The organism is Chitinophaga sp. CC14, from assembly GCF_048957795.1.
GTDB classification, from domain to species: Bacteria; Bacteroidota; Bacteroidia; order Chitinophagales; family Chitinophagaceae; genus Chitinophaga; species Chitinophaga ginsengisegetis.
Genome location: NZ_JARBFY010000001.1, coordinates 544,803 through 567,526, shown reverse-complemented (window position 1 = coordinate 567,526; position 22,724 = coordinate 544,803). Strand labels below are relative to the sequence as shown.

Sequence of the window (22,724 nt, the reverse complement as noted above, 5' to 3'; positions counted from 1 at the left end):
TCACAATCTTACAATATTTTATAGCGTCATGTTGCCAAAGTATAAGCGTATTTTGCTCAAATTGAGCGGGGAGGCCCTCATGGGGGATGCAAATTATGGTATTGATCCGAAGGTGATATCTCAGTATGCCTACGATATTAAGGCAGTTACCGATCTGGGAGTTCAGGTAGCCATCGTTATTGGCGGAGGTAATATCTACCGCGGAATGAACGAAGCCGATACCGGTATTGAAAGAGCCCAGGGAGATTACATGGGAATGCTCGCCACCGTAATCAATGGTATGGCTCTCCAAAGTGGTCTGGAAAGAGTTGGTCTTTATACCCGCCTCCAGTCTGCCATCAAAATGGAACAGATCGCAGAACCTTATATCCGCCGCCGCGCTATCCGTCACGTGGAAAAAGGCCGCGTAGTAATATTCGGAGGAGGTACCGGTAACCCGTACTTCACTACTGATACTGCCGCCTCCTTACGCGCTATAGAAATTCAGGCCGATGTAATCCTCAAAGGAACCCGTGTAGATGGAATCTATACTGCTGATCCTGAAAAAGATAAAACAGCCACCCGCTACGAAACCATTACTTTCTCAGAAGTATACCAGAAATCCCTCAACGTGATGGATATGACAGCCTTTACCCTTTGCCAGGAAAATAAGCTGCCTATTATCGTGTTTGATATGAACCGTCAGGGTAACCTCCTGAACGTGATCATGGGCAAAAATGTGGGTACTTTAGTAAAGGGATAAGTAAACGCATAAAAAAAGCAGCGGAGACTATTTGTTCTTTGCTGCTTTTTTATGCCCTCAACCGGCGGTTATTTTAATATACTTTTCATCTCCGAAAGCGGGATGTACAGGGTTACCTGGCCCAGTGCATATGGCCCGATCTCGTAAGGCACATAACTAAACGCTACTCCCTTGCCGGTAACGATCATATTGTTATTTGGCGGGATATTCTTTACCAGCAGGTTCTGATCCAATGCATCTTCTTCACTCATATTGAACCGTTTTCTGAAAGCTTTGTCCAGCAACCCGCTCAGCGCTTCTTTATAACCCGGTTTAAAAATATCATCGGGAGTAAGCACTTTACGTTTAGACAGATCCAGCGTGTAATAGGTGGCGCCCCAGTTGCCATGGGCCCCGCCGGTAAAGTCGTATGCATACTTTTCTATCACCAGTAAAGGCCAGGTGTTATACACCACTTTCATATCGTTATCTGTAGTCCAGTTCCATGATACGGCAGTGGTATTATCGTTAAACTCTGTGCTGTCGGCATCTTTAGCCGAATAGCGGTAGCTCAGGATAAAGGAGTCGATTCCTTTTCGCAGGAATTTCTGCGGGTCGGTAGCGCGGCTGTTTCCTGTTACCTGGCCTATAATAAACCGGGCGATGGTGCTATCCACCAGGGAGTCGGGCCAGATGATACTGTTGGACACGGTGCCTACCGGCGATTTGGATATGGATGGCGCCAGCCGTGCAGAATCGATCTGGTAGAATACTTTCAGCGGTACAGCGTTTTTCAGATCGGTATGCAGTTCAAAATGATAAGAGGTGCCATCACCATGCCACACGCCTTTAAATTTTCCATCATCAGAAAAATAACCGCTGAAGAGACGGTCTTCCGAGCTGTTATTGGTTTCTTCATAAATATTCACCAGGGTAGAATCCAGGGTGCCCCATAAAGAAATGGGTTGCCCGGTGCTATCGTCGCAATAGTAGCCGCGGAACAGGTGGGGCGCGGTTTTCAGCAATTGCATGGTAATTTCCTTATTGCCCAGTTTTCCTTTGAGCTGGGTATAGAAAAGGGGGGTAGAAGCCAGTGGTACAATGATGTTGGCGGTGTTAGCCGGTGCCTTGCCATTGTTGTTATTTCTTGTGTGACAGGAGAGTAGTGCAACAGCTATCAGCAGTACCAGTAGAGAAACTCTTTTCATAGTATGATTTATATCAGGTACCTCAAAATTACTATTATCCTTCCATACCTTTGAGGACCCGTTTGAATCATAAAAATAACAGACCATGTTGAACCAGAAAATAGCTGATTTACGAAAAGATTATAAGCTGGCTTCCCTGGATGAAAGTGAGGTAGCGCCTTATCCCTTGTCCCAGTTTGGGAAATGGTGGCACGATGCTATCAGCAGTGAAATTGATGAAGCCAATGCCATGACGCTGGCCACCAGTACGCCAGATGGCCGTCCGTCTGCAAGGATTGTATTATTAAAGAGTTTTGATGACGATGGCTTTTTGTTTTTTACCAACTACGAAAGCCGCAAGGGGCAGGAGCTGGCGCTGAATCCGCATGTTAGTCTGTTGTTCTTCTGGCGGGAGCTGGAGCGGCAGGTTCGTATAGAGGGTACCGTTAGTAAGGCGCCGGTATCGGTAAGTAATGAGTATTACAACAGCCGGCCGGAGGGCAGCCGGATCGGTGCCATTGCCTCGCCACAGAGCAAGGTCATTCCGGGCCGATCTTTCCTGGAAGAACAGGTAGACCAGGTAGCGGCAAAATATCAGCAGGAGGCCCCCCAGAGACCTGATTACTGGGGAGGTTATATAGTGAAGCCACAGGTGATGGAATTCTGGCAGGGGAGAAGCAGCCGGTTGCACGACAGGATCCTGTATACATTAACACCTGAAGGTGGCTGGAAAATTGAGCGCCTGGCGCCTTGACAATCCATCTTCCAAATAAAAATGCCGCTAAGATTATGTGAATAATCTTAGCGGCATTTTACTAAAAGCGTAAAATTAAGCTTTTGGTGCAGCAGCTTTTGCGGCAGTATTTTTTCTGGTCTTTGCAGATCTAACCTTACCGAAAGATTTACTGAAGATCTTACCTTTTTTGGTTTTAATATCTCCTCTACCCATAACGAATAATTTGAAGTTTGTTGTTGTTAAATATGATGTTATCAGGCTGCAAAATACTGTAATTCGATGAAATAGCGTAGTACTGGCCGTTTGATATAAAAAAAAAGCAAGAAACATAACTGTTCCTTGCTTGAATAAGTTGTGTTAACTGATTAGAGCTTGTCGGATAAAGCTTTACCAGCCTTGAACTTAGCAACTTTCTTAGCTTTGATCTTGATGATCTGACCGGTTTGTGGGTTTCTACCGTTACGTGCAGCACGTTTAGAAACGGAGAAAGTACCGAAACCAACCAAAGTTACTTTACCACCTTTTTTCAGGGTATCAGCAACAGCTTTGGTGAAAGAGTCCAGAGCTTCGTTAGCCTGGGTTTTGGTAATAGCTGCATCTTTAGCAAGCTTGTCGATTAATTCGGCTTTGTTCATAGTTAGTAAGATTTAACTAGTGAAAAAATGTTTGATGTGAGCAAATATAGCGCGTTTTATCAGATTACCAAATTTTTTACAGCTTTTTTATAGAAAATTTTATAGGCTGAAAAACGCTACTGGTAACGGTTACAGCTGATTGGTCTTTTACGTGCTAAAGGACAACCTTTTAGCAGGATCGCATAGAACCCTGTACCGTGGCATGTTTGCCTGCTTTTTTACTATTAACGCGGGTTTGAGCCAACTATTGTACCAAAGTCCGGATGCCCCGAAAATAGTGGATTTCCTGTGGATAAGTTTAGTAAAGATCCCTTACTTAAAGCACCTCCATTACGGTTGTAAACGCAATAAAACGATCACCGAAAAGCTCATATCCTCTTTGCCGCAGGGCCTGTTGGTACTGGTCTGCGAAGGATTGATAGTCGTCCAGGCTGTCTGCAAAATATTGCACAACATAGGTGGGACCCTCTTCATCATCCTGCTCCAGCAGGCGGCTGATGCGGTAATCACGGAATAATCCCGTAGCCAGCATCGCCGGAATATGTTCTTCCCGCAACCATTGCAGCCACCGTAAAGATGTATCTGTGGCCACTTTGGTGGTTACATTATATATAATCATACGCCTCTTTATTTATACTGCCAGCTCCACGAACACCGGACAATGATCTGAGTGTTTTACCTGTTGATAAATAGTGGCATGTTTCAGCAGCCCTTTCAATGGTGCGGATACGTTGATATAGTCGATACGCCAGCCCTTGTTATTGTTTCTCGCATTGGCCCGGAAGCTCCACCAGCTGTACTGATGAGGATCTGTATTAAAATGACGGAAGCTGTCTACAAAGCCGCTTTCAAAGAAACGGTCCATCCATGCGCGTTCTTCAGGCAGGAAACCGGTGGAGTTTTTATTGCCCACGGGGTCATGGATATCTATTGGCTTGTGACAAATATTGTAATCGCCGCATACAACCAGGTTGGGGCGGGTTTTCTTCAGTTCTTCGAGGTATTGAAAGAACTCTTCCAGCCACTGGTATTTATAGGTCTGCCGCAGGTCGCCGCTGGTACCGGAGGGGAAGTAAGTATTGATCAGGGTAATATCGCCGAAATCAAGCCTTATAAAGCGGCCTTCGAGGTCGCTCTGGCCGTGGCCACTACCATATTGTACAAAGTCGGGTTTAATACGGGTGAGCACTGCTACACCGCTGTACCCTTTCTTTTGCGCAGGGTACCAGTAATGTGCATAGCCGAGATTGTCGAATTGCTGAAAGTCGATATTTTCCTGGTGGGCCTTTATTTCCTGCAGGCAGATAATATCAGCGGGATCTGTTTGTAACCATTCTGTAAAACCTTTAGTCATGGCTGACCTCAGGCCATTCACATTGTAAGATATGATTCTCATGTTGGGTGTTGTTTAGGGAATTACCTCCTTAAATTTACGAATTACGGACCTGTGGTCAGATAATAAAGGCGAAAAATTCCGCTGTTATCCCTCCACAGATCCGTAACAATTCAGGCTGTAATGCTTTTAGATATCGTATTCGAGGTTCGGACGGAGCCACTGTTCGGCTTCTTCCACTGTCCAGTTCTTACGGGCAGCATAGTCTGTTACCTGGTCTTTTTCAATTTTTCCGAGACCGAAATATTTACCTTCCGGGTTGGCGAAATACCAGCCGCTCACGCTGGAAGCGGGATACATGGCCAGTGATTCGGTAAGGGTAATACCAGTATTCTCGGTGGCGTTCAGCAGATCAAACAATTTCCACTTTTCGGTATGGTCAGGGCAGGCGGGATATCCCGGCGCCGGACGGATACCTGCATAGGCTTCTTTGATAAGGTCTTCGTTGCTCAGGTGTTCTTCTGTAGCATATCCCCAGAACTCTTTACGTACCCGTTCGTGCATCAGTTCTGCAAAGGCTTCGGCGAGCCTGTCGGCCAGTGCTTTCAGCATGATGCTGTTATAGTCGTCGTGTTCTGCTTTGAATTTATCGAGCCACTTTTCAATGCCTACGCCGGTGGTTACCGCAAAGCCGCCGATATAATCGGTTTTGCCGGATTCGGCAGGAGCAATGAAATCGGCGAGGGAAAGGTTCGGCTGCCCCGGTGCTTTCTTTACCTGCTGACGCAGGAATTCCAGCTGTACCGGTTTAATGTCCGGTTGTTCGGGTGTTACCATCACGGAATCTGCGGCCACTCTGCTGGCGGGATAGAGCCCAATAACAGCATTGGCGCCCAGCCATTTTTCTTCAATCACTTTGTTTAATAATTCCTTTGCATCATTAAACAGGCGGGTGGCTTCTACGCCCACTACTTCATCGGTAAGGATCTGCGGGAATTTACCATGCAGTTCCCAGGCAATGAAGAATGGCTGCCAGTCGATATACTTCGCAATTTCCCCGAGGTCGTAGTTCTCAAACTTCATCACACCGGTCATTTTAGGCTTTACCGGGGTAAAGGTATCCCAGTTAATGACGGTTTTGTTGGCCTGTGCTGCAGCAATCGGGAGGAATTGCTTGGTTTGTTTTTTATTCTTGAAAGCTTCGTTCAGCTTTTGATATTCAGTTTGTATACCGGCCAGGAAGTCGGGTTTCAGCGCTTTGTTAAGCAGGCTGCCGGTAACGGTTACGCTGCGGGACGCGTCCAGTACGTGTACTACGCCATGCGCATATTCCTGGGCTATTTTAACAGCCGTATGTGTACGGCTGGTAGTGGCGCCTCCGATGATCAGCGGAATATTGAAATCCTGCCGTTTCAGTTCGCGGGCTACGTGTACCATTTCATCGAGACTAGGCGTGATGAGGCCACTCAAACCAATTATATCCACCTTTTCCTGGCGGGCGGTCTGGAGGATCTTTTCAGCCGGTACCATTACACCGAGGTCAATGATCTCATAGCCGTTGCAGGCCAGTACTACGCCTACAATGTTTTTACCGATATCGTGTACATCGCCTTTTACGGTGGCCAGCAAAATTTTACCGGCGGCTTTTATTTCTCCGCCATGTTCGGCCTGTATACGTAATTTCTCTTCTTCAATATATGGAGTGAGGATGGCCACGGATTTTTTCATCACGCGGGCGCTTTTTACCACCTGCGGGAGGAACATTTTACCGCTGCCAAAGAGATCGCCCACGATGTTCATACCAGCCATCAGCGGGCCTTCGATCACATCCAGCGGACGCGGGTATTTCTGGCGCGCTTCTTCTGTATCACCATCTATATAATCTGTAATACCATTTACGAGGGCGTGGCTCAAACGATCTTCCACAGAGCCCAGTCGCCAGGTTTCATCTTTCTCTACTACTTTTCCTTTGGCCTTTACGGTTTCTGCGAATTGTATGAGCCTTTCGGTTGCGTCGTCTCTTCTGTTTAGTATGGCATCCTCACAAAGTTCGCGGAGGGTTGGCTCAATGTCGTCATAAATCTGCAGCATCCCGGCATTCACAATACCCATATCCATGCCTGCTTTGATGGCATGGAACAGGAATACGGAGTGCATGGCCTCTCTCACGGTTTCGTTACCGCGGAAAGAGAAGGATACGTTACTTACGCCGCCGCTGATTTTTGCCAGGGGCATCAGTTGTTTGATGCGACGGGTAGCGTTAATGAACTCTACGGCGTAGTTATTATGTTCTTCGATACCGGTGGCGATGGCGAAGATATTGGGATCGAAGATGATATCCTGGGGATCGTATCCCACTACTTCGGTGAGTATTTTATAGGCGCGGTGACTGAAGCTCACTCTTTTTTCTTCGGTGTCGGCCTGGCCGTGTTCATCGAAGGCCATTACAACTACTGCAGCGCCGTAGCTTTTGCAGATATGCGCCTGTTCAATGAATTTGGCTTCTCCTTCCTTTAAGCTGATGGAGTTCACAATACATTTACCCTGTACGCATTTCAGCCCGGCTTCAATGACGGAGAACTTACTGGAGTCGATCATCACCGGGATACGGGAAATATCCGGTTCTCCTGCCAGGAGGTTCAGGAAGGTAGACATGGCGGTTTCCCCGTCGAGCAGGGCATCGTCCATGTTTACGTCGAGGATCTGCGCACCGCTTTCCACCTGCTGACGGGCAACAGACAGGGCTTCTTCGAACAGTCCTTCTCTTACGAGGCGGGCAAATTTCTTGGAGCCGGTTACGTTGGTACGTTCCCCTACGTTAATGAAGTTGGTTTCAGGTCTTACCACCAAAGGTTCCAATCCGCTCAGGCGCATAAAGGGTTTGATTACCCTGCGTTCTTCGCTGACAATAGGTTCGTTGGCGGTATCTGTATTATTTATAGTTGTTTCGCTCATTTCTGCTGTAAGTGATGTTTGAATAGAAAACCTGCCACGGTTTGATCAGGCGAGTGTTTCGGCTAATACGGGTTTGAGGCGTGGTTTGATATGTTTCACATGTTCTGCAATGTGGCGTATATGATCAGGAGTGGTACCGCAGCAGCCACCTACTATGTTAACAAAGCCGGAGGCGGCAAAGTCTTCAATAATGCAGGCGGTATCTTCCGGTTCCTCATCATATTCCCCGAAGGCATTTGGTAAGCCGGCGTTGGGGTAGCAGCTAACGTAGCAACTGGCTATGTTGGAAAGCTCCTCTACATAGGGGCGCATCTGCTGACCGCCTAAGGCGCAGTTTAAACCGATGGAGAACGGATTGGCGTGCATCACAGAGATATAGAATGCTTCCAGGGTTTGCCCGCTGAGGGTTCTGCCGGAGGCGTCTGTGATGGTACCGGAAATCATTACCGGGATCTGGGGTTTCCCCGATTCGCGGTAGTACTTCTTGATGGCATAGATCGCTGCTTTGCAGTTCAGCGTATCAAAAATGGTTTCTATCAGGAGGATATCCACACCGCCTTCAGAGAGGCCACGCACCTGTTCTTCGTAGGCTGCGGCCACTTCGTCGAAGTATACGGAGCGGAACCCGGGATTATTTACATCCGGCGACAACGACAGGGTTTTATTCATGGGCCCTATGGCGCCAGCCACAAAACGGGGCTTGTCGGGGTTTTTAGCGGTATACTCTGCAGTAGCTCTTTTGGCTATCTGTGCAGCGGCTACATTCAGCTCATAGGCCAGTGCCTGCATATCGTAGTCGGCCATAGCAATAGAAGTGCTGCTGAAAGTATTGGTTTCAATAATGTCAGCCCCGGCTTCCAGGTACTCCTTGTGAATGGCTTCAATAATATGAGGCTGTGTAAGATTAAGGAGGTCGTTATTGCCTTTAAGATCACTGGGATAGTTAGCAAAGCGGGTGCCCCTGTAGTCGGATTCCTGGAGTTGATATCGTTGAATCATGGTGCCCATTGCACCATCGATAATAAGTATGCGCTCATTGGCGCAGTCTTGTAAAGATTTCATATTTATCAAGGCGTTTATTAGTTACAGTTAAGAAAAGAACAGGGTCGAACAATAAACAAATCCACCCTGAACGAGTCCACAAATATAACCTTTTCCCAGCTAATTTATTGTTTTGTGATTTGCGTGGATTCCGGGATCTGCCCGGCTTTGATCTGCTCTTTTTCAGGCTATATATCTCTATAAATAAATATAGATTTTGTTTATACCTATAAATTTAATTTGGAAGTAGTCTACAAAGTCTACTATATTTGTAGGGTAATAGAAAGATACAATGCAACAAAATGATAGAAATATAGTGATTTACCCGGTTATGGCCTCCCACCAGCCCTTTGCCTGCACTCCTTGTAGTTGCCGTTGCTGCAATTAACAGATTCATCATTAGTTCTTCTCAAATATTTTATTACAACAAAACTAACGTCAGTCATGACTATATCAGAACATATTCATACCCTGCATCAGCACCTGGCAAGCCTGGGATTACAACCAGTGCCCCAATCCGGCAACGGAAACCAGTCTGAAGTGTTTAAGGTATGCTTCTTGAATAAATATGAAATGCAGCGGTGGAAAGAGCTGCAACAACAACAGGAATCAGAAACCAATCATACAATATTTCCGGACCATCCTTCAAAGGATGCTGTCTGACAACTTTTCATAACGTGGAATTACAGGTTAAACGAAGACGGGTGCTATTGAGCACCCGTATTTTTTTTATATCACTTCAGGAAGTTATTTATTTGTTCTGTACATAGCTTTCCAGCGGTAACCGGTTGCTGATAGACCTGGCCAGCGTCATCTCATCTGCATATTCCAGCTCTCCCCCAAAGGCAATACCACGGGCAATAGTGGTAATTTTTACCGGGAATTCTTTTAATTTTTTAGAGAGATAGTAAATAGTAGTATCCCCTTCAATAGTAGGACTTACAGCCATAATCACTTCTTCTACTCCCTGATACTGAACTCTTTCTACCAGCGAATGAATATTCAGCTGATCAGGACCAATACCATCAATAGGAGAAATGATTCCACCCAGTACATGGTATAAGCCATTGAACTGCTGCGTATTTTCAATGGCCATCACATCGCGGATGCTTTCCACCACACATACCACCTGCTTTTGCCGGGAATGACTGCTGCAGATGCTGCATACTTCCGCATCCGACACATTGTGACAAACCTTACAGAACTGTATCTGTTGCCGCATCCGTGCTATCACATCCCCAAACTGTTCCACCTGGGCTGTTTCCTGCTTCAGCAGGTGCAACACCAGCCGCAGGGCGGTTTTTTTACCGATGCCCGGCAGTTTGGCAAATTCATTTACCGCGTTTTCTATCAGCGCAGAGGAAAATATCATAGTGCAAAGTTAGGAATATTGGAGCGGAGGGAGCAGCACTGTTCCCTCCGCAACGATTATTTAGATGCTTATCTTTTTGGGTACCGTCCAGTACGCCTTCAGGTTTACTTTTTCAATATTGATTACCCGCTCCGGTTGCCTTTTAGGCTTGGTATAGTAGCTACCACGGTCCCATTTGCCATTACCATTGGTATCGAGCAACACGCGGATGTCGTATTCGCCGGGTGTAATAAACCGCTGGCTCCACTTGCCGTTTACAACAGTGCCGGAATATTTAATGGTTTTATCCTGTACCAGCTGCACTACATAGTGCATGGCAGAATCATTGATGGCACTTTTTGTACTATCGCTGATATTGAGTTCTGTAACCGTGAAAATGGCGTAATCTGCTACCTTTTTGGTCCGGAAATTAAGGGTATCCGGCCTGGCCAGTTGCTGCCCCGCAGTATCGGTAGGCGCATCTTTAGGAATAATGAACCGGTATGGAGTGCCTTCTTTCCAGGTATAGCCAATTGTTAACTGGGTACGGGTAGAATCCATTGTGCTGGTAAAGGTAACCGGCGTGTAGGCGCTGTCTTCCCCAAGAATGGTTCTGGCGCTGTCCAGGTTCCTCAGTGGCAGCGAAAATGTAATCTTCAGCGGCGCCGGCAATTCCTGCATTCCTCCATCAAGCGTAGGAGTAGCGGTTAGTTTCGGCAGCTTCTTCTTTTTCTTTTCTTCCTCTTCCTGTTCAAGCATAGAAGAATCAACAGGTTCCGGTGGTGGCTTGATGGTACTATCTGCTTCCATAAACAACAGCAGGTTCACATCGGCCAGGTTGCTTTCTGTTAACACAATCGGCGCTTCCACGAAGGCGATCATTTCCGTAGGCTGACTATACTGCAGATCACGGTCTTCTTCTTTCAGGGCGAAAATTTTATACGAGCCGGGTGCAATGTTCTTAAAGCGGAACGAGCCATCCCCTTTGGTTTTAGCGTAATACACCGGTTTTTCCTTCGACACAATGGAGTCGGTCAGATCGCGGTACAGCATAACAGCCACGTTACTGTCTACCCGGCCGTTTTCCGCATCTATCAGGTGACCAGACACCTGGAGGCTGTCGAGATAGTCGCCGGTGGACACCACATACTGGAAATCAGCCGAAATATTACGTTCGTTGATATCCCGGATAGCGTCCGCGAAATTGAAAGTATAGGTGGTATTTGGTTTCAGGGTATCCTTTATTTCAAGGGTTACCGTGTGCAGCTTGGCCGTGACAATTGGCGTGCGTTTCAGCGTTGGCGATACAATCAGCTTATCGTTCACATTATCCAGTTCCACATATTCATCAAAGATGAACGTCACTTTTTTGCTGTTGAAGTGAAGGGTGGAATCCCTGGGGTTAGCCTGCAGCAATACGGGAGGCACACTGTCCCTCGGTCCGCCGCTGGGTGGCACAATGTTGGCGCATCGCGTAAATGAAATGGAAACGAGTATAAACATCAGCCAGAAAACCCAGCCCCTGATATATTGATTCATGTACCTGATCGGATTAATCAGGCACAAACTTACGAACTCATTTCAAAGAAATACGAATTTGGCAGCTGCTAATGACCAGAACCATATTTTTTCCTTAATCTTATATATGGCAAGTATTTATTTCATGCAACATACCCAGGTGATCCCGGCCCCACCGGAGGAGGTTTGGAACTATTTTTCCAACCCCAATAACCTGGCGCATATTACGCCTCCCACTATGCGGTTCACCGTTACTTCCCCGCCCTACACAGGGCAGGTGTACCCCGGACAGATTATCACCTATTTTGTATCACCGGTAGCGGGCATTCCGCTGGAATGGATGACAGAAATCACCCATGTAGCATACCTGGATTATTTTGTAGATGAGCAACGGGTAGGCCCCTACAGCATCTGGCACCATGAACATCATTTCCAGGCAGTACCCGGCGGCGTAAAAATGACGGACCTGGTTCATTACCGGCTGCCTTTTGGTTGGCTCGGTAAACTGGCTCACCGGTTGTTTGTAAAGAAACAGTTGGAAGCCCTGTTTGCATACCGGTTTCAGGCCGTTGAAAAAATATTTGGCCGGCCTACTGCTGAGTAGTGATGGTTTTTGTTAAATGATCGCCGGTGTAAAGCTGGAAGGTGCTTTTGCCGGTTTTGGGAACGGCACCCAGCCATAGCGGAACGGTGCTGGCGCTGCCTCTGCTGGGATTGGAAGTAGCCACAAAATGCAGCGAGGCGTTGTTGTTTGCATTATCTGACGTAGCGGATTCCAGTTGAATCTGCGTACCATAAAAAGTCGGCGGCATAGTGGCGGCCACTACGATCTGCGTGCCAAAGTCGGGCTTATCGATGGTATTGTTCATGGTTTTAGCCATTCCAAACAGGCTGTCGAACGATGCCTGGTTATCAATGAGCCAGAAGGTAAGACTGTCATTCACCGTAATCGTGTTTTTCAGGAAATAGCCGGAAATGGGTTTTACTTCAAGCTGGCTGTTGGGATTGGGCGCTACGTTCAGCGTGGTATCACTGCCGGCGGCAGTGCTGTCGCTCTCCGTTTTTGTACCGCTGTTGGCACAGGAAACAGTGGCCATTATACAAACAGCAAGTACTATCAGTTTAACATGCATGGGAAATATGTTTTGATAGATAACATTAATCGCCGGGAATAGTTTTACGGGAGATCGGGATGAGGAGGGTAATATTGCCCACGGAATGTTTCCCGGTACCGCTCATCCATTCGGTGCGGGTTTTCTGTGTATAGCTGATGGTGGCGCGGTTAATAACAATCCCGATGCCGTAATCCATGCCAATGCTGAAGTGCCGCATCCGCGTTTGCTGGTAGTTGGATAAATCTTCAAAATTGGTATCCCTCGACTTAAAAATACCGCCCTGCAGCAGCGCATTATATCCTGTAAAAGTAAATTGTGGCCTGGCCATAGCATACAGCTGAAATCTTTTTTTGACGGCCACCGGTAAACTGCGGTTGCCGAAGTAAGGATTGAAAAGTCCTGCCCGGATATAGGTGAGGGCACTTACGGCGGTAGTCATGGTACCCAGTTTAGCATTGGCGCTGCCAATAATTTCGAGGTAATCAACAGGGCTCCACAACATTTTTTCATAGGTGAAACTATAGTTGATCAGCGGTGCATTGGGCACCTGGTATTCCCACCCCCTGGGTGGCTGGTAACCGATAAGTTTATGGAAGAAGGTTTGGGTTTCTTTGGCAAACGCCCACGGGCCCAGCACGCCGAATACAAATTCCGAATGGAAGCTGTACTTTTTTTCGGGGTTGTAAGAGGTGAGCCCGTGGGTGGCATACAATGCGCCGGCATAATAAAAGTCCTTTGGGTTAAAGCTGGTATCTGCAATCTGGTTAGGGGTGATCATGACCTGCATGGCACTCCACTCAAATACATTAACAGCGTTCCTGCCTGCTGCGGGAAGTATCCATTTATCGAGGAATACTGATTTCTTTTTTTTCATGTAGAGATAACCTATGCTGCTGCCGTTGCTGTAGCCACGGTCTGTTCCCCGTCCCCACACATTAAAGTAGTCGTCGTCTTCGTATATCCTTAATTGTTTGGTGGCGTCCTGCGTGATTTGCGCGGACGCGGTTATTGCCATGATACAAAGCAGTATGACCGGAAGAAATCCCTTCATAAAATTGGCATTAATATCAGAATACCCTGAATATCTCAAATGCTTTTTTTTCCAGTGCTTCCCGGTGATCCGGATGAGCAATATCGATGAGGGCCTGTGCCCTTTGCCGCAGGTTTTTCCCACGCAGATGGGCGATGCCGTATTCCGTGACCACATAATGCACGTGCGCCCGGGTGGTAACTACGCTGGCGCCGGGTTGCAGCTGCGATACGATGCGGGAAACACCTTTAGAGGTAGTAGAGGGAATGGCAATAATGGGTTTGCCTCCTTCGGAGAGGGCTGCGCCACGCATGAAATCCATTTGTCCGCCTACGCCGCTGTATTGTCTGAACCCGATTGAGTCGGCACATACCTGTCCGAAGATATCAATTTCTATGGCGCTGTTGATGGCAGTTACCCTTGGATTTTTGCGGATGGTGGTGGGATTATTCACGTATTCCACATCCATGAGCCGCATAATGAGATTGGTATCCATAAAGTCGTACAGCCGCTGGCTCCCGATGGCGAAGCTGGAGATGAGCAGGCCGGGGTGTACGGCTTTGTATTTGCCGGTGATTACGCCTCTTTCCACGAGGTCGATGATGCCATCGGAAAACATTTCGGTGTGGATGCCGAGATCTTTGTGATTGGAGAGGCATTGCAAAACGGCGTTTGGAATACCGCCGATGCCCATCTGCAAGGTGGCGCGGTCATCAATAAGGGAGGCCACGTTGCGGCCTATTGCCAGTTCTACGTGGGTGGATGGCCGGATGGTTTGGGCATAAATAGGGTAATCTACTTCCACGGCAGCGTTTATCCTGGAAATATGAATAACGCCATCGCCCAGTACGCGGGGCATGCGTGGGTTTACTTCCGCGATGATAATTTTAGCGGTATCCACGGCGGCTTTGGAAACATCGCAGGATACGCCCAGGGTGCAGTAGCCGTTTTTATCCGGCGGGGAAACAGAGATGAGCGCCACGTCTATCGGTTGTTCGCAGGTACGGAAATACCTGGGTATTTCGCTGAGGAACATGGGAACGTAGTTGGCCCGGCCTTCATTTACCGCCTGCCGGATATTTTTGCCTACAAAGAAGGCGTCTATTTCAAATGCGTGCGCGTGTTCAGGGGAGGCATAGGGCGCTTCCCATTCGGTATGGATGCTTACCAGCCGCACCTTTTTCAGTTCATGGCTGCGGGCGGTCATGGCGTTGACAAGCTCCCGCGGAGTGGCTGCCGCGGTATGGATAAATACGGTATGGCCGGACTGGATCAGCTGTGCAGCTGCTGTAATGGATGTGTAAGACATGCGGTGATATTTTCTCCAAAATTATCGTGCGGCAAAAAGAATAACTATGAGCGTTATCATGTTGTATTTTTAATACTTCTCAGTGCTGATAAATTTCAACAACCCGGATGGGAAATTGTTGGAGCCAGGAGGTTAAATAACGGTGAAGGATACACTGAATTATAGGAATACCGGCTATACCAGCCGGGTTCATGGCCATAGTTATCCATTTTAGCTAGGCATGTTGATAAATTCATATAGGTGTTATGACCTACACCCTGTTTTATTTCTATATATTAGCATTCTAAACCTGGTACACAACTTCTTTGCGGCGAGATTTGGCAAATATAAGTGAGCAGAGGCTCATTGAGCAGTTAATAATTGGAGATCCTGCGGCAAAAGAGTTGTTATACGACCGTTACGCCGGGGCTCTTTATAACATTGTATTGCAGCTTGTGCCGGTGAAAGAGCGTGCAAATGAAGTGATAGTAAAGGTATTTCTCTGGTCATTCCAAAACATTGGAACATTCCGGACCTCGGGTCATCGTATTTTGTTTACCTGGTTACTACGTAAAGCGAGAGAATTCGCCATCAAGGAGGCCCTGCCGGAGACCGCGTTATCCGGTACGGAGCTGATGAAGCAGGAAGATGGCTTATTGCAGCAATTTTACCTGATGCTGCCAGCCGATCAACAACAGGTGTTCCGGCTTAGTTATTTTAAAGGATTATCAATCACAACGATAGCCCGCTTACTGGCTTTGCCGGAGGGGCAGATAAATGACACCCTGAAAGAAGCGATGAAGTCTTTCAGACAATTCTTAAAAAAGACTTGGAACTAAAATTTTACATAGAAAGCGGTATTATCGAGTCCTTCGTGCTGGGCCTGGCTTCTGAAGAAGAAGTGGAAGAGCTGCAGCACATGAGAAGGCTGTATCCGGAACTGGATACGGAAGTCGAATACGTTGAACGCCGCCTGGAAAGCGCCGCGTTTGATGAGCCCGCCATGCCGCCCGCGGAAATACGCGACCGGGTGCTGCAGAAAATCAGGTGGGAAGATGGACATGCCTATTCAGATCCTTCTTCCAATTATACGTTTATCAACATCCAGCCGAAAGATGGTGATCACATCACAGTTCACCGCTGGTGGAAGATCTTCTTTATTATCTTCTTCATTATGTCCAAGGTTTTTCTTTTCCTGGCCATTTTTTACTACCTCAAGTACCGTATGTCGCAGGAACAACAACGTAGCGACAACCTGCACCAGATGATCCGGCAGGAACAAACACAAAACCCCTTGTTATAATTTTCTATCCGGATTGTCGTTATTTTAAAGATTTTACCATTTTGAGAATCCACCAGAAGTGGGTTAACGTATCTATAGATATAGTATTTATTATTTATATTTTATATCCTTGGTTAATTTAAACGGGCAGTTTGAACATCAGTAACTATATAGAAAGCGGCATTATTGAGCGTTATTTGTTGGGGCTCGCCTCTCCTGAACAGGAAGACGAGCTGCTGCACCTGCGCCGGATTTACCCGTTGCTGGACCTGGAATTTACTGCCGCAGAACTACGGATAGAAGACAAACTGATGGAAGAAGGTTCCCTGCCACCGGTAAAAATAAAAAATGCCGTTTTGCAGCGGATTAAACCGGATAAGGATTGGGAAGACCGTCCACGGGGCGGTTATAACCCCTATGAGCATACGAATTTTCATCATACATATATCCCCCTCGACTCTTTCTGGAACCGCCGGATCACTGTAAGCGTATGGTGGCGTTGCGCTTTTATTGCCCTCGCCGTACTGGCCATGTCGCTGGCGGCCAGTACCTGGCATTTCTACCACCGCGCCCAGATGCTGGAAGATATCCTGTTTAAGCTCAAAGTGCCGCCTGCAACCTATCCGGCCCCTGTAACCCGTTAAACGGGCATCTTTCATTTGGTACGTTTATTGCAAATGCTGAAATTGCCCCTGTATTCCGGCTGTTATAAAACCTTATTTGATAGCTGCGTGTTGAATACATTGGCATTTAAACACACAAACTAATTTCCCATGAGAAAATTTTCATTTGCAGCGTTACTAATGGCGATAGTTGCCGTTTTTGCATCTTCCTGCTCCCCAAAACAAGGTGTCACCCAAGACATTAATAAAGGCGCCGTAAAAGGTAACTGGGTTTTAACTGATATTAAATACGAAGGAATTCCTGAAAACGCCAAAGTAACTGTATTTGATGAAGCCAACGCCAAGTGCTTTATCGGCAGCCAGTGGATCCTGCCGGATAATTATGCGATGGGTTCCTACACGCTCACCTCTACAGAAAATGGTTGCAGCGCTGTTACCCAGAACATTGCCTGGTCGCTGACCAAAAGTGGCGGCGTAAGCATGTTCGGCTTCAAAAAGCTGTACAGTGGCGATAAAGCAAAGAATGTAACCGAAGGTTACCGCATGGAAATCACCGGCGCCGGTAGTGTTATGACCTGGAGAGCAAACATCAGCTTCGAGAATAAAAGTGCAGCCATTATATACACCCTGCAACGTAAATAACCGCTATCGCTCATAGTGTTAGCTTATTAAATGCAGCGGAGATCATGTTCTTTGGTCTCCGCTGTCTTTTTTCCAAAAGATGTATATTTAGATCACCAAGCACCATTACTATGAGCACGCAACAGTCACAGATTCAGTTCCTGGCGCATGCAAGCTTCAGGATTACCACCCCCGAAGGTCACGTGATATTAATAGATCCCTGGTATACGAATAATCCTGCACTGCCTCCCGGTTTAGCGATTCCGGATAAGATAGACCTCATCCTTATTACACACGGACACCGTGATCACCTCGACAGTAAAATGGTGGACATTATCCGCACCAGGTCGCCCAAAGTGATTGCCAACCCGATAGTGAGGTTTTATTTGCAGGAACAGGGCGTGCCGGATCATGCGTTTGAACCGCTCAATGCCGGTGGCACCCTGTCTGTAATGGATGTAAAAGTAACCATGACCAATGCCTTTCATTTTGCGCATATCCCCCTGCCGGACGGTAAAATCGGCTACCCGCACGCCACCAATGGTTTCATTGTTTGGATGAGCGACGACATCTCTGTATATTATTCCGGAGATACGTCTGTATTTGGTGATATGGAACTGATTGGTGAGATATATGAGCCGGATATCGCCATTTTGCCTATCGGCGACCGTTTTACAATGGGACCACTGGAAGCCGCATTTGCTGCGCGTTTGCTGAAAGTAAAACACCTGATCCCCTGTCATTACGGAACAATGCCTACGCTCACGGGTACGCCTGAGCGGCTGCGCGCGCTGACGGAAGACCTGGACCGCTTACAGATTCATGTACTGAAGCCTGGCGAAATACTGGATACCGCTATTGTGAAGGCCAGCCATCATTAGTGAACGAATATGCCATAAATCCCGACATATGTTACCCCTGAATACCAACCGACTGTTCATATATCCCTGCCGTTTGCCACTGCTTACGCAGATATTCCTGGAACATCCGCATGCCCGCGAAACGCTGCAGGCAAACATCCCGGAAAACTGGCCGCAACCAGACCTGAAAGAACAATTGCCACATTTTATTGAATTGCTCCAGCATGATCCCCGGTCGTTTCCCTGGATGCTCTGGATCATTGTAAATAAAGAAGAAGGAACCGTGATCGGCGATATCGGCTTTAAAGGACGCCCCGATAAAAACGGTGTGATAGAAATAGGCTATACCCTGCTGCCTTCCTGGCGCAAAAAAGGGTATATGCGCGAAGCCGCTACCGCACTGGTGGAATGGGCTTTCCGGCAGCCACATGTGAAAAAGCTGATCGCCGAGTGCGATGTTACCAACACCGCTTCCATGAAGGTGCTGCAGCACCTGGGTATGGAGGAAGTGAAATCGCCCGGGGAGATGCTGCACTGGCAGCTCCTGAATAAATAGCGTAGATACGTTATCGTTATTCCACCATGTTCTGTTTTGCAAAACGGATGAAAAGCTGGCAAAGCTTATCCTGTAAGCCCTGCAGGTAAGTGAAGTGAAGTTTTCTTACCAGTTTGAAATTCTTTACCGGTAATATTCTGAACTCTCCCAGCTCCAGTTCGCGCTGCACGGCCTGTGAAGAAATAAAGGCTGCACAGGGCGAATGGTGCAGGTATGATTTGATGCTTTCTGTACTGCCCATATACATGGCCACGTTCAGATCGGTGATTTTTAATTTCAGGCGTTTCAGCTCCTCGGTAATCACTTCCAGCGTGCCGGAACCGTGTTCCCTCATCAGCAGGGGAATGGTTTTAAGATCGGCGGCGCTAAGCGGTTCGCCATTGCCATACTGATGCTTCATATTGCCCACCAGCACAATTTCATCTTTTGCAAACTCCACATATTTCAGCAAAGGATTTTTGGAACTGCCTTCAATGATACCCAGCTGAATGCTTTTTTCAAATAATGCCTGTTCTATCTGCTCGGTATTTCCGCTGGTGAGCGATGTTTTTACATCGGGGTACCGCTGGTTGAATTTCGCCAGCAGCGGTGGGATCAGGTATTGCGCAATAGTAGTGCTGGCGCCTATGGGCAACAGTCCGCCCTGCATGTGTTTCAGCTGATTTACATCATACTCCAGGTTGCGGTAATCGGTAAAAATAATTTCTGCATGATGCATCACCAGCACTCCCGTGCGGGTAAGTTTTATTTTATTCCCGATCCTTTCAAACAACGCCATGCCCAGCTGTTGCTCCAGTTCATGTATATGTTTGGTAACAGCCGGTTGTGAAATATATAATTCCTCTGCAGCTTTGGTGAAGCTGAGACGCTTGGCGACAGTGTGAAATACTTTGAGTCTGAAATCGAACATGCACTAAAAATACAAAAATACCTTACAACTCAGGCGGCGTAAAGCCGAAGTGTTTATAAATACCTTGTCCGGCGGGACCCATGAGGAAGTCCATGAAATCCCTGGCCGCCTGCGGATGTGGTGCGCTTTTCAATATACCGGCCCAGTAAGACGCTTTGATGTTTTCCTTTTCAGGAATATTCACCACACTCACCGGGTGATGGATCATTTGCTGGTAGTATGCTTCTGTAAACCACACAGGACCTGCATCCGACTGTTGCCGGAGAATGCGCAGCGGTGTTTCCCGGTGATGTATTTTAGTAAGATAAGTACTGCCTTTTGCTGCTTTTTCTTTCATGATGGCTTGTTGTAAAGCGATGCCGCCGGCCTTTGCATAAGCTTCTTCTATGCGTTTGCCAATGCCTTCCCAGGCGGGGTTGGGCATACTTACCTGCACATCTTTGCGCCCGAGATCTGCCAGTCCACGGATGTTTTTTGGATTATCCCGTTGCACCATGATGGCGAGGGTATTTCCTGCGTAGTTTTTTACCAGGGAGAAGCTATCCCGCAACTGATCTATACGGCCCTTCCCGGCGGTATAGATATCGGGCGTTACGGCTATACGAAGATTACCCAATACCAGCGACCCGGTGATGATTTGCTGCGCCAGGATACCTGGTGGTAATGTTTCCGCAAATACGCGTTGATATTGCGGATATGTCTTTTTAAAATCAGTGATCAGGGAATCGATCACCATAAACTGGTTACCTGCAAAGAAGATGACCAGCTGCGGATCTATAATGTCGCCATAAAGGTCGGGTACATTGTCGATGCCAGGTACCGTAAAGGCTACACCGCCGGATGGTGGCGTATTCCAGGGAGGGTCGAAGCGGTGGTCCTGGGCATGCAAAACCTGTACTGATAGTAGTGTTACTATCAGCGTAGTGATAAATTGTTTCATGATGGTTGGTTTATGGGTGTATGTAACTCCAGCCTTCTGCCTGTTTTATAATCAGTTCACCATTACCGCTGGGAGTATATTGAATGAAGGGAAATAATTCTTCTTTGGAGATTTTCCTTTCCCGCAGGGTGTTTTCGCATTCTACCAGCAGCACGCCTTTTGATTGCAGTTCCTGTAGCAGGGATTCATAGGGATGATCCTTTCTGTAAGCCGTTACACCGCCGCCGTGGGCCACCAGTTCAATGATTACCTGGTTTTGCAGCCGCGGATCTTCCAGCGCATTTTTGATATTGCGGAGGGTATTGCGGATCACTTTATCATCGTCGCTGTTTAGCTGGTAAACAGCCCTGTATCTGGGTTTACGCTGGCTCATGGCATATTGGGCGCTTAGCAGGGTGAAAAGACAGAGCAGGAGTGTTATTTTTTTCATGGTGTACGTTTTTGATGACGGTTAATGTTGCATGGGTTTAAAAGGTCCGTATTTATGTTGTTCTGCGGAAAAAGCATCTGCATAGGGACCAAAAGGAAAGTCGATGGGTTTCTTTTTAAGATCCTGCCAGTCGGCCGACTGATCTTTATGTGGCCGGGGTTGTGAGTTGATGAATGCGGCTACATCCCAGGCTTCTTCATCGGAAAGAACGGGCGTGTTATAATCCACGCCGAAAGGCATGTTATTTTTCACATAGCCGGCAAAGTTAGAGAGGCGGTAAAGCCCGGCGGCATCGTTGTAGCTTTGCGGGCCCCATAGCGGAGGATAAATAAATGCAATGCTGTCGGCATCCTTTACGCCTTCGCCATTGGCGCCGTGGCAGCTTTTACATTGTTGTGTATATATGTGCGCGCCTTTCTGTGGATCGGCAGCGCGCGATAAAAAGGCCGGCTTCCGGAGGCCGCTGCCATCGGGCCTTTCATGCGGCGGTACTTCACTGCCCAGCCATTCTATATAAGATTTTATGGCCGTCATTTCTTTGCTGTTGCTATCTGGCGCCACGCCGTTTAAACTGCGTTCAAAGCAATCACTGATGCGTTTGTTCAGCGTTTCCGAGCTGTTGGATCTGGCCCTGAATTTAGGGTACGATGCCGCAGTAAAACTATAGTTATTGCCAAAGGGTTTGGTACCTGCCTGCAGGTGACAGTTCTGGCAGTTCATACCATTGGTGATCTGCAGCACGCTTCCTTTTGGACCGAGGTATCGCGCCGTTTCGCGGATCAGTGTTTGTCCGTAAACAATGGCGGCGGCTTTTTCACCGGAAGGCAATGTGGTTACAGCTGGAGGCTGCCAGCCTTTTACAGGGGCGGCCTGCAATGCAGGCATAGGCGCCGCAGCCGGGAACAGGTAGCGTGTCCAGAGATAAAATGTTTCAAAGCCTGCCAGCAGTATTAACATCAACAGGCACGCAAATAGCCCGGAAAGGATCCGCTTATAACGTTGGATTTTATTGGTTTCCATTAAAATTACAGGTTGGTGGATTACGCTACAAAAGTAACAGGCCACCAGAGCGAAGTCAAATAACTAATAACTATCAGTGATAACCAATCGTTATTGACATCTATATAAAAAAAGTAAAACGATAAATGTAGAAAAATATAACGGAAAAAGAAAACCCCGTACAGTATTGACTTGTACGGGGTTGCCTAAAATTATTATCCAGTAACAGGTAGCGGTTATGCTTTTTTCTTACCTGCGCTTTTGTTGTTTGATTTGTAGCGCATATCAGGCGTTCCGTCTTTTTTAGTTGGTCCTGCAGGAGCTGCGGCTGTTTTGTTTTCTTTATAGCGTTTATCCGGTGTGCCGTCTTTCTTTGTTTTAGTAGTGGCAGCGGGAGTAGCAGGAGTAGCGGGTGTTGCTTTTTCTGCTTTCTTTTCTGTTTTTGGTTTTGCTTCTTTTTTAGCGGTGGCGGGTGTTTGAGCCATTGCTACGGTTAAACCCATAAACATGGCCAACAATCCGGTGAGGAACTTTTTCATATCAAATATGTTTTACGAAAAATTAAGCTTTTTCCGGCATTGCTGTATCCGCTG

Annotated in this window: 27 protein-coding genes; 10 read left to right on the top strand and 17 right to left on the bottom strand. The window is 47.3% G+C overall.

What is annotated here, in order from left to right:
- Positions 1–28 precede the first annotated feature (28 nt).
- A complete protein-coding gene (gene pyrH / locus PV783_RS02425; RefSeq protein ID WP_079471347.1) occupies positions 29–742 on the top strand; it encodes a UMP kinase in 714 nt (237 codons plus the stop codon).
- A 68-nt stretch (positions 743–810) separates the two neighbouring features.
- Here pyrH and PV783_RS02420 read toward each other — a convergent pair whose 3' ends face one another.
- The gene (locus tag PV783_RS02420; protein WP_159454371.1) at positions 811–1,929 is read right to left on the bottom strand and encodes a DUF3298 and DUF4163 domain-containing protein; all 1,119 of its coding nucleotides are present in this window, start codon (positions 1,927–1,929) and stop codon (positions 811–813) included.
- Positions 1,930–2,014: 85 nt separating this feature from the next.
- Here PV783_RS02420 and pdxH point away from each other — a divergent pair, with 85 nt between their 5' ends.
- Positions 2,015–2,662, top strand: a complete 648-nt coding sequence (gene pdxH, locus PV783_RS02415) for a pyridoxamine 5'-phosphate oxidase (RefSeq protein WP_420987009.1) — start codon at positions 2,015–2,017, stop codon at positions 2,660–2,662.
- Positions 2,663–2,737: 75 nt separating this feature from the next.
- Here the strand turns inward: pdxH and PV783_RS02410 are convergent, their stop codons facing one another.
- The 6 genes from PV783_RS02410 to PV783_RS02385 form a co-directional block, all read right to left on the bottom strand.
- Positions 2,738–2,857: a 30S ribosomal protein THX gene (locus PV783_RS02410; RefSeq protein ID WP_079471345.1), complete on the bottom strand. Its 120-nt coding sequence runs from the start codon at positions 2,855–2,857 to the stop codon at positions 2,738–2,740.
- Between the two features lie 152 nt (positions 2,858–3,009).
- On the bottom strand, positions 3,010–3,279 hold the full coding sequence (locus tag PV783_RS02405; RefSeq protein WP_029465307.1) for an HU family DNA-binding protein: 270 nt from the start codon (positions 3,277–3,279) through the stop codon (positions 3,010–3,012).
- A 316-nt stretch (positions 3,280–3,595) separates the two neighbouring features.
- Positions 3,596–3,898 carry a DUF4286 family protein gene (locus PV783_RS02400; RefSeq protein ID WP_420987008.1) on the bottom strand — a complete coding sequence of 101 codons (303 nt, stop codon included), beginning with the start codon at positions 3,896–3,898 and terminating at the stop codon, positions 3,596–3,598.
- 12 nt (positions 3,899–3,910) lie between these two features.
- Positions 3,911–4,675, bottom strand: a complete 765-nt coding sequence (locus tag PV783_RS02395) for an exodeoxyribonuclease III (protein ID WP_420987007.1) — start codon at positions 4,673–4,675, stop codon at positions 3,911–3,913.
- 126 nt (positions 4,676–4,801) lie between these two features.
- The gene (metH, locus tag PV783_RS02390; protein ID WP_079471342.1) at positions 4,802–7,567 is read right to left on the bottom strand and encodes a methionine synthase; all 2,766 of its coding nucleotides are present in this window, start codon (positions 7,565–7,567) and stop codon (positions 4,802–4,804) included.
- A gap of 45 nt (positions 7,568–7,612) precedes the next feature.
- Complete coding sequence (locus PV783_RS02385) at positions 7,613–8,629, bottom strand: homocysteine S-methyltransferase family protein (protein ID WP_079471341.1); 1,017 nt, start codon at positions 8,627–8,629, stop codon at positions 7,613–7,615.
- Positions 8,630–9,052: 423 nt separating this feature from the next.
- On the opposite strand from PV783_RS02385, the gene PV783_RS02380 reads away from it, so the two are divergent.
- Positions 9,053–9,271 (top strand): hypothetical protein, encoded by a 219-nt coding sequence (locus PV783_RS02380; RefSeq protein WP_079471340.1) that lies wholly within the window; start codon positions 9,053–9,055, stop codon positions 9,269–9,271.
- Between the two features lie 88 nt (positions 9,272–9,359).
- On the opposite strand, the gene recR is transcribed toward PV783_RS02380, so the two are convergent.
- A complete protein-coding gene (gene recR, locus PV783_RS02375; protein WP_079471339.1) occupies positions 9,360–9,980 on the bottom strand; it encodes a recombination mediator RecR in 621 nt (206 codons plus the stop codon).
- Positions 9,981–10,040: 60 nt separating this feature from the next.
- Positions 10,041–11,498 carry an Ig-like domain-containing protein gene (locus PV783_RS02370; RefSeq protein ID WP_079471338.1) on the bottom strand — a complete coding sequence of 486 codons (1,458 nt, stop codon included), beginning with the start codon at positions 11,496–11,498 and terminating at the stop codon, positions 10,041–10,043.
- A gap of 106 nt (positions 11,499–11,604) precedes the next feature.
- Between PV783_RS02370 and PV783_RS02365 the strand changes: the two genes are divergently transcribed.
- Positions 11,605–12,081, top strand: a complete 477-nt coding sequence (locus tag PV783_RS02365) for an SRPBCC family protein (RefSeq protein ID WP_336387577.1) — start codon at positions 11,605–11,607, stop codon at positions 12,079–12,081.
- On the opposite strand, the gene PV783_RS02360 is transcribed toward PV783_RS02365, so the two are convergent.
- The 3 genes from PV783_RS02360 to PV783_RS02350 are packed head-to-tail and all read right to left on the bottom strand — an operon-like array spanning position 12,068 to position 14,931.
- Entirely contained in the window at positions 12,068–12,610 is a 543-nt protein-coding gene (locus PV783_RS02360; RefSeq protein ID WP_420987006.1) for a hypothetical protein, read from the bottom strand. The two genes, PV783_RS02365 and PV783_RS02360, sit on opposite strands and share 14 nt — an antisense overlap.
- 25 nt (positions 12,611–12,635) lie before the next feature.
- Positions 12,636–13,607: a lipid A-modifier LpxR family protein gene (locus tag PV783_RS02355; protein WP_420987005.1), complete on the bottom strand. Its 972-nt coding sequence runs from the start codon at positions 13,605–13,607 to the stop codon at positions 12,636–12,638.
- Between the two features lie 52 nt (positions 13,608–13,659).
- Positions 13,660–14,931 (bottom strand): acetyl-CoA hydrolase/transferase family protein, encoded by a 1,272-nt coding sequence (locus PV783_RS02350; RefSeq protein ID WP_420987004.1) that lies wholly within the window; start codon positions 14,929–14,931, stop codon positions 13,660–13,662.
- Between the two features lie 317 nt (positions 14,932–15,248).
- On the opposite strand from PV783_RS02350, the gene PV783_RS02345 reads away from it, so the two are divergent.
- The 6 genes from PV783_RS02345 to PV783_RS02320 all read left to right on the top strand — a co-directional run bounded on the left by PV783_RS02345 (position 15,249) and on the right by PV783_RS02320 (position 18,852).
- Positions 15,249–15,749 carry an RNA polymerase sigma factor gene (locus tag PV783_RS02345; RefSeq protein ID WP_420987003.1) on the top strand — a complete coding sequence of 167 codons (501 nt, stop codon included), beginning with the start codon at positions 15,249–15,251 and terminating at the stop codon, positions 15,747–15,749.
- Positions 15,740–16,213 (top strand): hypothetical protein, encoded by a 474-nt coding sequence (locus tag PV783_RS02340; RefSeq protein ID WP_079471333.1) that lies wholly within the window; start codon positions 15,740–15,742, stop codon positions 16,211–16,213. Before PV783_RS02345 ends, PV783_RS02340 begins: the two co-directional genes overlap by 10 nt.
- A gap of 131 nt (positions 16,214–16,344) precedes the next feature.
- Positions 16,345–16,836 (top strand): hypothetical protein, encoded by a 492-nt coding sequence (locus PV783_RS02335; protein WP_336387573.1) that lies wholly within the window; start codon positions 16,345–16,347, stop codon positions 16,834–16,836.
- Between the two features lie 129 nt (positions 16,837–16,965).
- Positions 16,966–17,457 (top strand): lipocalin family protein, encoded by a 492-nt coding sequence (locus PV783_RS02330; protein WP_079471331.1) that lies wholly within the window; start codon positions 16,966–16,968, stop codon positions 17,455–17,457.
- 110 nt (positions 17,458–17,567) lie between these two features.
- Positions 17,568–18,317 carry a metal-dependent hydrolase gene (locus tag PV783_RS02325; RefSeq protein ID WP_420987002.1) on the top strand — a complete coding sequence of 250 codons (750 nt, stop codon included), beginning with the start codon at positions 17,568–17,570 and terminating at the stop codon, positions 18,315–18,317.
- A gap of 28 nt (positions 18,318–18,345) precedes the next feature.
- On the top strand, positions 18,346–18,852 hold the full coding sequence (locus tag PV783_RS02320; RefSeq protein WP_111577292.1) for a GNAT family N-acetyltransferase: 507 nt from the start codon (positions 18,346–18,348) through the stop codon (positions 18,850–18,852).
- A gap of 16 nt (positions 18,853–18,868) precedes the next feature.
- On the opposite strand, the gene PV783_RS02315 is transcribed toward PV783_RS02320, so the two are convergent.
- The 5 genes from PV783_RS02315 to PV783_RS02295 form a co-directional block, all read right to left on the bottom strand.
- A complete protein-coding gene (locus tag PV783_RS02315) occupies positions 18,869–19,762 on the bottom strand; it encodes a LysR substrate-binding domain-containing protein (RefSeq protein WP_079471328.1) in 894 nt (297 codons plus the stop codon).
- A gap of 22 nt (positions 19,763–19,784) precedes the next feature.
- Entirely contained in the window at positions 19,785–20,702 is a 918-nt protein-coding gene (locus tag PV783_RS02310) for a molybdate ABC transporter substrate-binding protein (RefSeq protein ID WP_420987001.1), read from the bottom strand.
- Between the two features lie 10 nt (positions 20,703–20,712).
- Entirely contained in the window at positions 20,713–21,132 is a 420-nt protein-coding gene (locus PV783_RS02305) for a DsrE family protein (RefSeq protein ID WP_420987000.1), read from the bottom strand.
- A gap of 21 nt (positions 21,133–21,153) precedes the next feature.
- Entirely contained in the window at positions 21,154–22,152 is a 999-nt protein-coding gene (locus PV783_RS02300) for a c-type cytochrome (protein WP_420986999.1), read from the bottom strand.
- Between the two features lie 215 nt (positions 22,153–22,367).
- A complete protein-coding gene (locus tag PV783_RS02295) occupies positions 22,368–22,670 on the bottom strand; it encodes a hypothetical protein (protein ID WP_079471325.1) in 303 nt (100 codons plus the stop codon).
- Between the last annotated feature and the right edge of the window lie 54 nt (positions 22,671–22,724).